This is a genomic window from Acidovorax sp. GW101-3H11 (assembly GCF_001633105.1).
GTDB lineage: Bacteria > Pseudomonadota > Gammaproteobacteria > Burkholderiales > Burkholderiaceae_C > Acidovorax.
Map to the genome: position 1 here is coordinate 195,053 of NZ_LUKZ01000003.1, position 12,774 is coordinate 207,826.

Genomic DNA, 12,774 nt, shown 5'->3' on the forward strand with positions numbered 1-12,774 from the left:
GCACGGGGCGGTCAGGACACCTGGGCCAGAGCGAGGGGACGCGCCTTGTACAACACCGCCGCCGAGCACACAGCCCCCAGAACCACCAGCCCACACAGATAAGGCAGCGCAGCCTGCAGCGGCGCCCCCAGCTGATTGAGCCGCAGCGAGGCCTGCACGCCCGAGGTGCTGGGCAGCAGCCAGCGCAGCCACTGCAGCGGCTCGGGCAGGGCCTCCACAGGCCACGAGAAACCGGCGACGAAGGCGATGGGCAGGGTGGTGAACAGCAGCACCTGCAGCGCGCGTTCGCGGTTGCCGAACCACAGGCCCAGCAGCGAGCCCAGCGCCGCGATAGCGGGCACGTAGCAGGCCAGCAGGGCCAGTGCGCCCAGCGGGTTGCCGCCGCGCGGGTAGTCGTGCAGCACAAAGATCCAGCCGAAGTAGAACAACCCGCTGGCCCAGCCCAGCGTGCTCAGCGCCAGCAGGCGGCCCAGCCAGGTGGTAGCGCTGGCGCGGTGCTGCCCGGCCTCGACCCAGGTGCCCGCCAGCAGCGCTGCGCCCATGAGCAGGGTCTGCTGCAGGATGAGCAGCGCGACGGCGGGCACCACAAAGCTGCCATAGCCTTCGATGGGGTTGAACAGCGCCACCGTTTGCAGCTGCACCGGGGCGCGGCTGGCGCGGGCCTGCAGGGCGCTCTGGCCGCTGGCTTGCAGCTTCCTGATCTCGACCCCGGCGGACACGGTGCCCACGGCCTCGGCAAAACCGAACTGCACCGCCTTGTTGAGCAGCGCATAGGCGCCGTTGGCCTCGATGCTGACCACGGCGTTTTCGCCGCGCACCACGTTGCGTTTGAGGTGGGGCGGGATCACGGCATAGCCTTCGATCTCGCCGCGCCACAGGGCCTGCTGCGCCTCGTGCTCGCTGCCGGTGACCAGACGCACTTCGATGCGCGGGTCGGCGTCGGCAAAGCGCGTGATCTGGCGCGAGAGGCTGGTGCGGTCCATGTCCACCACGGCCACGGGCACGCGGGTGAGCACCTCGTCGGCATAGAACCAGGGGTAGAAAAAGCCGTAGAGCACAGGGGCGCCGATGAGCAGCAACAGCACGCCCTTGTCGCGCACCACGGTTGCCAGCGCGGCAAGCCAGGCGTGCAGCAGGTTGTGCGGCGTGGCGGGTTGTGAAAGCAGTGCTGTCATGTCGGCGTTCCATGGCTGCGCGCCATCCGCAGAGTCAGCGGTGCGCGGGTGTTGCCCCCTCTCTCCTCGCAGGAGAGGGCTGGGGAGAGGGGGCGGTGAGCGATGAGCGCTGCGCTTTTTGCCAGCACCCCCTCTCCCCAACCCCTCCCCCGCGCGGGGGGAGGGGCTTTGTGGGCATGGCGATGGACGTGGTTCATCTCAGCGGCCTCCCCAGGTTGCGGGCTGGTGCACAGCAAGGCGCAGGCCCACGGTGCCGATCAGCCACAGCACCAACGCAGCGATGAGCAGCCCCACCACGGTCGGCACGCTGGTGGCCAGCGGCGCGCCCATCTGCAGCTGCTCGATCTGCAGGCGGATGTAGTGGGTGAAGGGCATGGCCTCGGCCCAGGCGCGGGCGCTGGCGGGCATGCCCGACAGCGGAAACGCCACGCCGCTGAACGCAAACGCCGGGGCCGCAAAAAAGCCCGCGCCCGACAGCGCCGTGCGCAATGAGCGCGTGAGGGCTGCCAGCGCGGCACCGGCCGCCAGCGATACCGCCATCAGCAGCGCCAGCGCGCCCGCCACCCAGGCGAGGTTGCCCGGCGGGTGCCAGCCCCGGCCCCAGGTGATGCCCACCAGCGCCAGCAGGCCCACCAGGGTGAGCGTGGCCCAGGGCAGCGCGAGCTTGCCGGTGAGTGAACCCGCCGTGTGGAGCAGGCCACCCGTGCCTAGCCACTCGCCCAGGCTGCGGTCGCGCAGCTCGCGGCCCACTGTCCAGGCGCCTGCCGTCATGGCCAGGATGTGCAGCAGCGCGGGGATGAGCGCTGCACCCAGAAACTGCTCGTAATTGCTGGACACATTGAACAGCGCCACCATCTGCGTGTGGATGGGCTCCATGCTCACGCGCACGGCCCGCGCCGCCTCGCCGCGCTTGTTGCGTGCGGCCATCTCGATGCCCGCTGACAGCGTGCCCACGGCGGCGCGCACGTCGCGCTGCAGCAGGCCCGAGTGGGTGCCCATCTGCGCGTTGTGCAGCAGGGTGACCTGGGCGGTACGGCCTTCCTTCACGGTGCGCGCAAAGTCGCGCGGGATGGTGACGACGGCATAGACCTCGATGTTGCGCAGCGCGCGTTCGGCCTCGCCCGTGTGGGCAAACTGCTGCGTGATCTGCACGCCCGGGGTGGCGTCGAGCATGCGCACCAGCTGGCGCGACAGGCTGGAGTGGTCTTCATCGACCACGCCCACGGCCAGGTGGCGCGGCAGCCCGGCCGAGAAGATCCACCACAAAAGCGCCACGCCCAGCAGCGGCACCCAGGTGACCATGGCCAGGTCCCACGGGTCGGCCGCCAGGCGGCGGGCTTCGCGGCGGAAGCTGTTTACTATTGAATTCATAGCTACTTGCGCTTGATGGTCGCGCGCAGAGGGCATTTTTTATTCAAAATTTCAACGCACCAGCACGGTCATGCCGGGGCGGGCGCCTTCGATGGGGGCCGTCGGGCGGGCACGCACTTCAAACGTGCGGGCGTCAAAGCCCTGGCCCGCGCGCGTGGCGCGCCAGGTGGCGAAGTCGGGCAGGGCACCGGTGTGGTAGACCTTGAACTTGACGGCCTGGTTGCCCAGCGCTGGCAGGGTGGCTTCGAACTCGCTGCCGATGGCAAAACGCTGCAGGCGGTCTTCGCGCACGTTCAGCACCACCCACTGGTCCTTCAGGTCCACCACCGTGACCACGGCCACGCCCTGGGGCGAGAGTTCGCCGGTGCGTGCCAGCACCTTGGCCACTTCGCCCGCCACGGGGCTCTTGAGTTCGGTTTCGGCCTGCGCAGCCTGCACCTCGGCCACCACACCGGCCACCTGGCGCGCCTGGGCGCTGGCGGCCGATCGGTCTTCGCTGCGGGCACCGGCGCGGGCCAGCTCGTACTGCGCCTTGGCGGCCAGCGCCTGGTCGCGCGAGGCCTTGAAGTTGGCCTCGGCCTCGTCGCGTTTCTGTGCGGCCACCAGGCCCTCGCGCGCCAGGCCGTCCACGCGCTTGAAGGAACTTTCTGCCAGGTCGGCGGCGGCCACGGCGCGCTGCCAGTTCAGGCGGGCCATCTCCACCTCTTGCGGGCGGGCGCCATGCTCGGCCTTGGCGGCCACGGCCTGCGCGGCCTCCTGGGCGGCGGTGGCCTGGGCCAGCTTGGCCTGGACCTCGGGGCTGTCCATGCGGATCAGCGGCGCGCCGACGGCGATCTGGTCGCCTTCCTTCACCAGGATCTGCGCGATGCGCGCCGTGACCTTGGGGGCGATGTCGGCTTCTTGCGCCTCCATCTGGCCCTGGAAGACCTCGGGTGCGGGTTGCGATGCCTTCCACAGGCCAAAGCCCACAAAGCTGGCCACGGCCACAAAGGCTGCTGCGCTGGCAACTGCTGTTTTCTTGCTCATGTTCTTCACTCCACTTTCAGGGCGTCTGCGCGCGCCATGTACTTGCCAAAGTCTTCCGACAGGCCGCAGCTCTCCAGCAGCTCGGCCAGTGCCTTCACGTAGTCGTGTGCCGCCTGGGCGCGCTCGGTCTGTGTCTTGGCCTGGTTCACCTGCGCGTCGATCAGGTCGAGCGTGGTGCTGGTGCCCGCCTTCAGGCCTGCGGTGCGCAGGCGCAGCACCTCATCGGCCAGCTCCAGGCCGGGCTGCAGCGCCAGGTAGGCGCGGCGCGCCTGCTCCAGCGCCAGCCAGCGTTTTTCCACCAGCAGGGCGATGTCGTTCTGCGCCTGGGCGCCAGTGCGCTCGGCCTGCGCGATCTGGCGCTGGGACGACTCGGCGAGGGTGTTGCGGTCGATGGAGTCCCACAGCGTCCAGCGCACGCCCACACCGGCCACCCAGTCGGCCTCCTTGCCGGTCTTGAGCTGGCGCTGGCCGAAGGCGAACACCTGGGGCTTGCGCAGCGCCTCTTGTGCGGCGTGCAGCTGGGTGGCCTGTTCCTTTTTGGCGGCCACCTTGTCCAGCCCGGGGTGGCGGGCCAGCGCGGTGTCAATGAAGTGGGGCAGGGGCTCCACCGGCCCGCTCAGCACAAACAGCGGGCTGGTGGGCGTGACCAGCTCGGTGGCCTTGAGCGTGCGGGTGAGCGCCGTGGTGGCCAGCTCGGCATCGTCACGCGCCTTGCGGGCGTTGCGGCGGGCTTCTTCCAGCGCCGAGCGGGCCTGCAGGCGCTCCACGCGGGCGATCACGCCAGCGTCCAGCATCTTCTGCGCGGCGGTATCGTGCTGCTCAATGGTGGCCAGGGCGGCCTCGCGCAGCACGGCGGCGCGCTGGGCCAGCTGGGCGCCAAAGTAGCGCTGCACCAGCAGGGTGGTAGCTTCGTGGCCGGTCTTGGCGGCGTCGGCCTGGGCCTCTTGGGTCTGTGCGTCCAGCAGGCCCCGCGCGGCGTTGCTGGCGCCGCCCATGTAGATGGGCCAGACGGCCGAGACCGAGGCCGTGGTGTCGCTTTTGCTGCGGTTGAGCGTGTAGCTCGATGGCAGGTGTGGTAACTGCGCAAGGGGCGCTGCCAGCTGCGGCGGCAACTGCGACAGCACGCCGGGCAGGGCGCGGTTCAGCGGGTTCAGGTCCACGTCCAGGTTGGCGTTGTAGGCATAGGCCGCACCGCTCAGGTGGACCACCGGGCCGCCCAGGCGCTGCAGGGCGTCGCGGCGCAGCTGGGCGCTTTCCACCGCGTGGCGCGATGCGGCCAGGTGGTCTGAGCGCTGCAGCAGTTGCTGCTGCGCGGCGTCAAAGGCCAGGGGTTCTGCGTGGGCGGGCAGGGCGATGAAGGCGGTAAGGGCCAGGGGGGCGGATGCGATCAGGCACAGCAAAGCTCCGCCTGCCCGGCCGGTGCGCCGGGGCGTGGGGTTCGTCGTCATGGTTTCAGGTCGTGGTTGTCAGCGGGCGCCCACGGGGGTGTAGGCGTTGCTGTGTTCGGCCAGCCAGCGCTCCGAGAGGTCGCTGCCATGCTGGCCGGGGTGAAAGTCGCGCTTCAGGTACTGCCGCCAGGGCTTCCAGCTTTCGCGCACCAGGCCGCCTTGGCCAAACAGCGTGCGCGCGGCGCTGGCCCAGGTGCTCCACTTCCACAAGGTGCCGCTCTGGCGCAGGTTGCTGAGCGTCTGGCGCAGCACATCGCCCACAAAAACCAGGGTGATGCGGCGGAACCAGGTGATGCGCCATTCGTGGTTGCCGCCCAGCGCCTGGTACAGGTCGAACGCGGTGTTCTTGTGCTCGGCCTCTTCGGCGCAGTGCCACTGCCACATCGTGGCCAGGCGGGGCTCGGCGCCCTGCAGCACCTCGGGGTGGGCCAGCAGCCATTCGGCCAGCAGGGCGGTGAAGTGCTCGTTGGCGGCCGTCACGGCCAGCGGGTGGCGCGGGTCGGCCCCGGCAAACAGCTTCATGCGCTCTGCGGCGCGCGGGGCCCAGTCGTTGACCAGGCCCTGTTTTTCGAGGTGACCGTTGAACAGCGCGTGGATGCGGCGGTGTGTGGCCTCTTGCCCGATGAAGCCGCGCACCTCGTCGGCGAACTGTGCCTGCAGGTCGGGCGGCAGGCGTTTGTGGCCATCGCGCACGGCGTCGATGAAGAACTGCTCGCCCACGGGGAAGCTCATCGACAGCGCGTTGAACAGCGCCGTGCGAAATGCATCGCCGCCGCACCATTGGCGCGCAAACGGCGTTTCCAGGTCAATCAGCAGACGGCGGACAACAAGTTCGGTCATGGGCGATCTCCGTCAGGGGCAGGAGGGGGAAAGGGTTGGTACGTTGCAGTACCGAGTGGTTTGTATGATGCAGGTCAACTGTGGTACTGTCAAGTACCTAGCCCGATTTCGAGGGATTTTTTGCCATGACTGCCGCTGCCGACACCCCCACCCCAGGCAATGAACACCGCGCCCGCCTGCTCGAAGGCATGGCCCGCGCCGTGGCCGCCAAGGGCTATGCCGACACCACGATTGCCGACATCGTGCGCGAGGCCAGTGTCTCGCGCCGCACCTTCTATGAAAACTTTGCCGACAAGGCCGAATGCCTGATTGCGCTGTACGAGGTGGCCAGCGGCAACGCCATTGCCGTGCTGCGCGGCGCGATCGACCCGCACAGCGACTGGCAGGCCCAGGTGGAGCAGGCCATGGCGGCCTACTTTGGCGTGCTGGCGCGCAACCCGGTGCTGCTGCGCACCTTGTTCATCGACATCCTGGGCCTGGGCGCACCGGGCCTGGCGGCGCGGCGCCGCGCCAACCAGCAACTGGCCGACCTGATGCTGGACGTGGTCAACAACCGCCCCGGCGAGCGCCTGCGCAAGACGCCGCTGCAGCCCATGATGGCGATGGCGGTGGTGGGGGGCATCAACGAAATGGTGCTGCAGGCCATTGAGCAGGAGCGCGCGGGCGACCTGCAGGAGCTGGTGGAGCCAGCCGCGATGCTGCTGCGTGCAGCGATCTCCGCCGAGTTCTGAGCGCAACCGCAAATTTGCTCGCGCTTGCTCACAGCGGTGCACGCCACCCACGACGCATGAAACTGGCGCGGCCCGAGCCAGTGCCCCCGCGCAAGGGCCGCCCCGCCGCGCTGGGGGCGTCCCCCTCCCGGCTCGCGCAGCGAGACGAGAGAGGGGGAAGGCGCGAAGCGACTCAGGGGGTGTTTCATATCTCGTTGGCAATCTCGATCAGGTTGTCGTCCGGGTTGTAGATATAGACCGAGCGCAGCCGGTGGCGTGCGCCCGTTGCGCCCACCGGGCCCTGCACGACGGCCACGCCTTCAGCCTGCAGGTGGGCGATGACCTCTTCGAGCGGCGTCCGGGTGAGAAAACACAGGTCGCCCGAACCCGCCTTGGCATGGCGCACGTTGGGGTCCACCACGGTGCCCACCTCGTGCAAGTTGATTTTCTGCGTGCCGAAGTGCAGCGCGTAGCGTTGGGGTTTGAACTCGCGTGCGGCCATGCCCAGCACGCGCTCGTAGAAGGCGATGGTGTTCTTGATGCTGGCGACGGTGAGAACCAGGTGGTCAAGTGAGTCCAGGACGAGGGGCATGGAGGGGAATGTGGGTGTGACGGTGGTGAAAATGGCTTCTGGCGCCTGGTGGTAAATCGCTGATAGCTATCTATTTGATAGCGTAACTCAGTGCCTGCTGTCCACGCTGTTGCGCATGGCCGCTGCGGCCACGGCGTCCAGGGCACCGTCCACCACGGGCTGCTGGGCAATGATGTGCATGGCGCCTTGCTGGATGAGGCGGTCCACCAGGCGCAGCGTCATCGACTGCGTGTGGCCCGATGCGCTGGTGAAGAGGAAGAAGTTGCCGTGCGAGCCGATCCAGGACAGCTGGGTGCGCTCCCACCGGCCGGCCACCAGCAGGTTGACCCAGCTGCCAATGGCCAGCGGTGGCAAGGCTGGTGCGCTGCCGCTGGCGGGTGTGGGCGCAAGCTCGGGGCTCTCGGATTCGGGGGCCTGGGAGGACTCCATGAACCCGGATTCCTTGGCCTCGGAGGGGGCGACCCAGGGGTCGTCGTCGCCCAGCGGCGCGGGTTGGGGCAGGGCGGGGGGCTCGGCGCGCGGCGCGGGGGCGCGGGTGGCTGCGCGTGGGCCGGGTTTGAAGGCCTGCTGGTGCAACTGCATCAGCAACTCGAAGACAGCCTCGGTCCGCTCGGCGGGGTAGTCGATGGAAGCCAGGCCCTCGCGCAGCTTGGCCAGCAGCTTGGGCAGCAGGCGCGCGAGCTGGCCGGTGTTCTTGCGGGTCAGCTCGGGCTGGGTGCTCCAGATCAGGGCCTCCACCAGCTCGTGGTAGCGGCCGGGGTCGGTGCTGTGGGTGGTGTCGGCCAGGCGGGCCTCGGCCATCACCTGGGCCCAGGGGCCCAGCAAAAAGCGCGAGATGGCGTCGGGCACCTTGCCGATGTCGGGCAGCAGCCAGATCTCGCGCGAGATCTGGGCGGCCAGCAGGTGGCGCCGCTCGGCATGTTCCAGCGCCTCGATGGCGCGCAGGCGCTCCTGCTTGCGGGCCTGCTCTTTTTGCGCCCACTTGGCGTGCAGCTGCTGCAGTACCTGCTCGAAGTCCTCCGGCCCCTCGACGGTGGCGGTGGACAGCGGCTCCGCGATGTTCATGAGCGAGCGCATGAAGCTCTGGAAGCCCGGTGCCTCGGTGCTGTCAAACGCCAGGCTGCGGTCGGTAATGTCCTGCAGCAGGCGGCGCGCCGCGTGTTCCTTGTGGCTGAAGAAGCGCGTGTCGGTCAGCGCCAGCTGCATCAGGGCGGGCTCCAGGGCGCGCACGAACTGCTGCACGGGCCACAGCAGTCGGGTGTCGCGTGCGATGTTGTCCACCATCAGTGCCACCACTTCGGTGCTCAGGGCCTGGGCCAGCCCGCCGGTGTGCTGGCGCGGCGGGTTGGCGGGGGCGCTTTCGGGGCTGGTGGCGGCACCGCCTGCAGCCTGTGTGCGCTGGCTGCCCAGGCGCTCCATCATCTGGCCGACCTGGTTCATCTCCTGCAGCGCCTCGAAGGCGGCGGGCACGGTCATGGCGAAGTCGGTGGCGGGCGGGTCGATGTGGGGGAGCGGGGCCGGGTGTTCGAACTCGCGGGAGAAACGTTCGGCAAAGGTCTCGGGGGCCGCCGGGGCCTGCTCGGGGGCTGCGGGCTCGTCCAGCTCGCCCAGCAGCAGGCGGCGCAAGCGGCCCAGCGTGAGCAGCGGGTCGGCGGTGGCGGGCTCGGGGTGGTCTGTGCGGTCGATACGGTCGATGGGGCCCACATCGTGGGCGGGGCCTGCCTCGAAGCCAAAGCCGGGCGATGCGCCGCCCTCGGCGGGAGCCACATACACATACTGGCCGTTGGCCTGGCGCATGGCGTAGCCCACGGGCTGCACGCCGCTTTGCTTGAGCCGCTCGGTCTGCGCGACATACAGCGCGCGCAGCTCCTTGCCCAGCGCCTGCGCCATCTGCCCCATCCAGTCGTGCCGCACCTGCTCGGTGACCTGCATCTGCGACACCACGGTCTGCAGCGCCTGCAAAAAGGCGTCGGGGCGCAGCGGGTTGTGCTCGGGCCGCACCTGCGGCTGCCCCAGGGCCGCGCACACCAGGGCGTCGAGGTCGGCCAGCGGCCCCTCGACGGCCGAGGCCAGCACCTGGCGGGCGCGGGCGCGTTCCACGCTGTCGCTGATCTGGGTTTCGTCCATCAGCTCCAGCTCGTCGAAGTGCACGCTGAACAGCGAGCGCGTGGCCTTTTCTTCCTTGTGCCCGGATTGTTGCTCCAGGGCCTTGCGCAGCGCCTCGGGGTAGCGCTCGCTCATCACCCCGTTCAGCCGCATGAGCTGCTGGCGGGCTTCAAGCATGGCGTGGTGCTCCCCCGGGGTGCGGGCCTGGTCCAGGCGCTGCTGCAGGGACATGCGCGTGGCCTCGGCAATGCGCTCCATCAGCGGGCGGGCCCCGGCGAGCACATCCTCGACGATGCGTTGGTACAGCGGGGCGTGGAGGCCGGAGGGTGCGGAGGCGGCAGACGGTGAGGTGTGATTCAAGGCCATCTTCTCTGGAGAAAAACCGTTGTCCCGGATGGTAAGCCGCAAAAAAGGGGCCGAAGCCCCTTTTTGATGGTGGTCAGAACGTAAACACGTTCCAAGGTCCAAGGGTTTACCCGCCGTGAAATTTGACCACCAGCGGCACGATGAGCAGCGCCACGATGTTGATGATCTTGATCAGCGGGTTGATGGCCGGGCCCGCCGTGTCCTTGTAGGGGTCGCCCACGGTGTCGCCCGTCACGGCGGCCTTGTGTGCGTCGCTGCCCTTGCCGCCGTGGTGGCCGTCCTCGATGTACTTCTTGGCGTTGTCCCACGCGCCGCCGCCGGTGCACATGCTGATGGCCACAAAGAGGCCGGTGACGATGGTGCCCATGAGCAGGCCGCCCAGCGCCTTGGGCCCCAGCAGCAGGCCCACCACCAGCGGTGCAATCACGGGCAGCAGGCTGGGGACCACCATCTCCTTGATGGCTGCGGTGGTGAGCATGTCCACGGCCTTGCCGTACTCTGGCTTACCCGTGCCGTCCATGATGCCCTTGATGGTGCTGAACTGGCGGCGCACCTCCACCACCACGGCCCCGGCAGCGCGGCCCACGGCTTCCATGGCCATGGCGCCAAACAGGTAGGGGATCAGCCCGCCGATGAACAGGCCCACGATGACCAGCGGGTCGGACAGATCAAAGCTGATGGACTTGCCGTAGGTTTCGAGCTTGTGCGTGTAGTCGGCAAACAGCACCAGCGACGCGAGCCCGGCTGAGCCGATGGCGTAGCCCTTGGTCACGGCCTTGGTGGTGTTGCCCACGGCGTCCAGCGGGTCGGTGATGTCGCGCACGCTGCTGGGCAGCTCGGCCATTTCGGCAATGCCGCCCGCGTTGTCGGTGATGGGGCCATAGGCATCCAGCGCCACCACAATGCCCGCCATGCTCAGCATGGCCGTGGCCGCCACCGCAATGCCATACAGCCCTGCCAGTCCATACGCCACGATGATGGCCGTGCACACAAACACCACCGGCCAGGCCGTGGAGCGCATCGACACCCCCAGGCCCGCAATGATGTTGGTGCCGTGGCCCGTGGTGGAGGCCTGTGCGATGTGTTGCACGGGCGCGTACTGCGTGCCGGTATAGAACTCGGTGATCCACACCAGCACGGCCGTCAGAACCAGCCCCGTGGCGCAGGCGCCAAACAGGCGGATCTGCGTACCAGTAGCGGTGATGGCGTTGTCCGGGATGATCCACAGCGTGACAAAGTAGAACGCCACCAGCGACAGCACACCCGCAATCGCCAGGCCCTTGTAGAGCGCGGGCATCACGTTCTTCATGCCGGGCGTTGCCTTCACGAAGAAGCACCCGATGATGGACGCGATGATGGACACGGCCCCCAGCGCCAGCGGGTAGACCACGGCGTTGACCGGCGCGGTGGCCACCAGCAGCGCGCCCAGCACCATGGTGGCGATCAGCGTCACCGCATAGGTTTCGAACAGGTCGGCGGCCATGCCCGCGCAGTCGCCCACGTTGTCGCCCACGTTGTCGGCGATCACGGCGGGGTTGCGTGGGTCGTCCTCAGGGATGCCCGCCTCGACCTTGCCCACCAGGTCGGCGCCCACGTCGGCGCCTTTGGTGAAGATGCCGCCGCCCAGGCGCGCAAAGATGGAGATCAGCGACGAGCCGAACGCAAACCCGATCAGCGGGTTGAGCAGCGTGGCCAGCTTGGCGTTGGGCGTGAGGTTGCCGTTGCCCGCCAGGAACCAGTAGAACGCCGTGACGCCCAGCAGCCCCAGCCCCACCACCAGCATGCCGGTGATGGCCCCGCCGCGAAACGCCACATCCAGCGCCGGGCCGATGCCCTGCGTGGCGGCCTGCGCCGTGCGCACATTGGCCCGCACCGACACGTTCATGCCGATGAAGCCGCAGGCGCCCGAGAGCACCGCGCCCACCACAAAGCCCACCGCCGTGGTGCCGTCGAGAAAAATACCGATGAGGACCGCCAGCACCACGCCCACGAGGGCGATGGTCTTGTATTGGCGGGCGAGGTAGGCAGCGGCACCGGCCTGGATGGCGGCGGCGATTTCCTGCATGCGGGCATTGCCCGGGTCTTTGGCGAGGATCCATCCCCGCGCCCAGATCCCGTAGGCCACCGCAATCAATCCGCAAACCAGAGCCAGTATCAGGGGGGCAGTCAGCGCTGTAGTTCCAGCCATTCGTCACTCCTTTCAATCTTCGCAGTTGCACGGAAGGAAACATCACAACGCAGGTCGGTGGTGCTTCCGCTGCGTTGCTTCCTCGTGCTCCTGCGCCGCTTGAAAAGGGCTGGGAGTCGATTGGCCAACGGACCCAATTTACAGCCAAACCATGGTTTGCAAGCGGGTAGAAAGGGACCTGCGCCTAAAATCAGGGTTAATCCCGACGCTTCATGGCGCTTGTTTGCGTTGCGTCAGCGCTCTGTGCATCGCGGGTTGCCGTTACCCAAACCACTATTCAAAGACATGTCCCTCAACAACGTCACCCCTGGCAAGAACATCCCCGAAGCCTTCAACGTGGTCATCGAAATCCCGATGAACGCGGACCCGATCAAGTACGAAGTGGACAAGGAGTCGGGCGCGATCTTCGTGGACCGTTTCATGACCACGGCCATGCACTACCCCACCAACTACGGCTATGTGCCGCAGACCCTGTCGGGCGACGGCGACCCGGTGGACGTGCTGGTGATCACCCCCTATCCGCTGCACCCCGGCGTGGTGGTGCCCTGCCGCCCCCTGGGCATCCTGATGATGGAAGACGAAGCGGGCGTGGACGGCAAGGTCATCGCCGTGCCCACCTCCAAGATCCTGCCCATGTACGACCACTGGAAGGACATCGACGACGTGAACGCCATGCGCCGCAACGCTATCGCCCATTTCTTCGAGCACTACAAGGACCTGGAAAAGGGCAAGTGGGTCAAGGTGCTGGGCTGGGAAGGCATCGAGTCGGCCAAGAAGGAAGTCGTGGACGGCATCGAGAGCTACAAGAAGTCGCAGGCCTGAGGCACACCTGCCCAGGTGTTTTGCCCGGGTGTGGCGCCCGGGTTGGATGCCAAAAAAGCCTTCTGCGCGCGTCCATCAAGCGCAGATAGCTATCAAAATAGAAGCATGCAAGCCCCGGCGGCCTGCATGC

10 protein-coding genes are annotated in these 12,774 nt (G+C 68.0%); 2 read left to right on the top strand and 8 right to left on the bottom strand.

Going from position 1 to position 12,774, the window contains the following annotated elements:
* Nucleotides 1-11: 11 nt before the first annotated feature.
* The 5 genes from A1D30_RS04440 to A1D30_RS04460 form a co-directional block, all read right to left on the bottom strand.
* On the bottom strand, nucleotides 12-1,175 hold the full coding sequence (locus A1D30_RS04440) for an ABC transporter permease (RefSeq protein ID WP_063459570.1): 1,164 nt from the start codon (nucleotides 1,173-1,175) through the stop codon (nucleotides 12-14).
* Between the two features lie 198 nt (nucleotides 1,176-1,373).
* Nucleotides 1,374-2,546 carry an ABC transporter permease gene (locus A1D30_RS04445; RefSeq protein WP_063459571.1) on the bottom strand — a complete coding sequence of 391 codons (1,173 nt, stop codon included), beginning with the start codon at nucleotides 2,544-2,546 and terminating at the stop codon, nucleotides 1,374-1,376.
* A 51-nt stretch (nucleotides 2,547-2,597) separates the two neighbouring features.
* Nucleotides 2,598-3,572, bottom strand: a complete 975-nt coding sequence (locus tag A1D30_RS04450; RefSeq protein ID WP_109790893.1) for an efflux RND transporter periplasmic adaptor subunit — start codon at nucleotides 3,570-3,572, stop codon at nucleotides 2,598-2,600.
* Nucleotides 3,573-3,577: 5 nt separating this feature from the next.
* Nucleotides 3,578-5,020 carry a TolC family protein gene (locus A1D30_RS04455; RefSeq protein WP_063459573.1) on the bottom strand — a complete coding sequence of 481 codons (1,443 nt, stop codon included), beginning with the start codon at nucleotides 5,018-5,020 and terminating at the stop codon, nucleotides 3,578-3,580.
* Between the two features lie 18 nt (nucleotides 5,021-5,038).
* Nucleotides 5,039-5,860, bottom strand: coding sequence for a metal-dependent hydrolase (locus tag A1D30_RS04460; RefSeq protein WP_063459574.1), 822 nt, complete (start codon nucleotides 5,858-5,860; stop codon nucleotides 5,039-5,041).
* Between the two features lie 125 nt (nucleotides 5,861-5,985).
* On the opposite strand from A1D30_RS04460, the gene A1D30_RS04465 reads away from it, so the two are divergent.
* The gene (locus A1D30_RS04465; protein WP_063459575.1) at nucleotides 5,986-6,591 is read left to right on the top strand and encodes a TetR/AcrR family transcriptional regulator; all 606 of its coding nucleotides are present in this window, start codon (nucleotides 5,986-5,988) and stop codon (nucleotides 6,589-6,591) included.
* Between the two features lie 184 nt (nucleotides 6,592-6,775).
* On the opposite strand, the gene A1D30_RS04470 is transcribed toward A1D30_RS04465, so the two are convergent.
* From A1D30_RS04470 to A1D30_RS04480, 3 genes are all read right to left on the bottom strand, one after another.
* Nucleotides 6,776-7,162: a VOC family protein gene (locus A1D30_RS04470; RefSeq protein ID WP_063459576.1), complete on the bottom strand. Its 387-nt coding sequence runs from the start codon at nucleotides 7,160-7,162 to the stop codon at nucleotides 6,776-6,778.
* An 87-nt stretch (nucleotides 7,163-7,249) separates the two neighbouring features.
* Nucleotides 7,250-9,634, bottom strand: coding sequence for a DUF1631 family protein (locus A1D30_RS04475; RefSeq protein WP_063459577.1), 2,385 nt, complete (start codon nucleotides 9,632-9,634; stop codon nucleotides 7,250-7,252).
* 106 nt (nucleotides 9,635-9,740) lie between these two features.
* A complete protein-coding gene (locus A1D30_RS04480) occupies nucleotides 9,741-11,822 on the bottom strand; it encodes a sodium-translocating pyrophosphatase (RefSeq protein ID WP_063459578.1) in 2,082 nt (693 codons plus the stop codon).
* 285 nt (nucleotides 11,823-12,107) lie between these two features.
* Between A1D30_RS04480 and ppa the strand changes: the two genes are divergently transcribed.
* Nucleotides 12,108-12,644, top strand: coding sequence for an inorganic diphosphatase (gene ppa, locus A1D30_RS04485; protein WP_063459579.1), 537 nt, complete (start codon nucleotides 12,108-12,110; stop codon nucleotides 12,642-12,644).
* Nucleotides 12,645-12,774 lie beyond the last annotated feature (130 nt).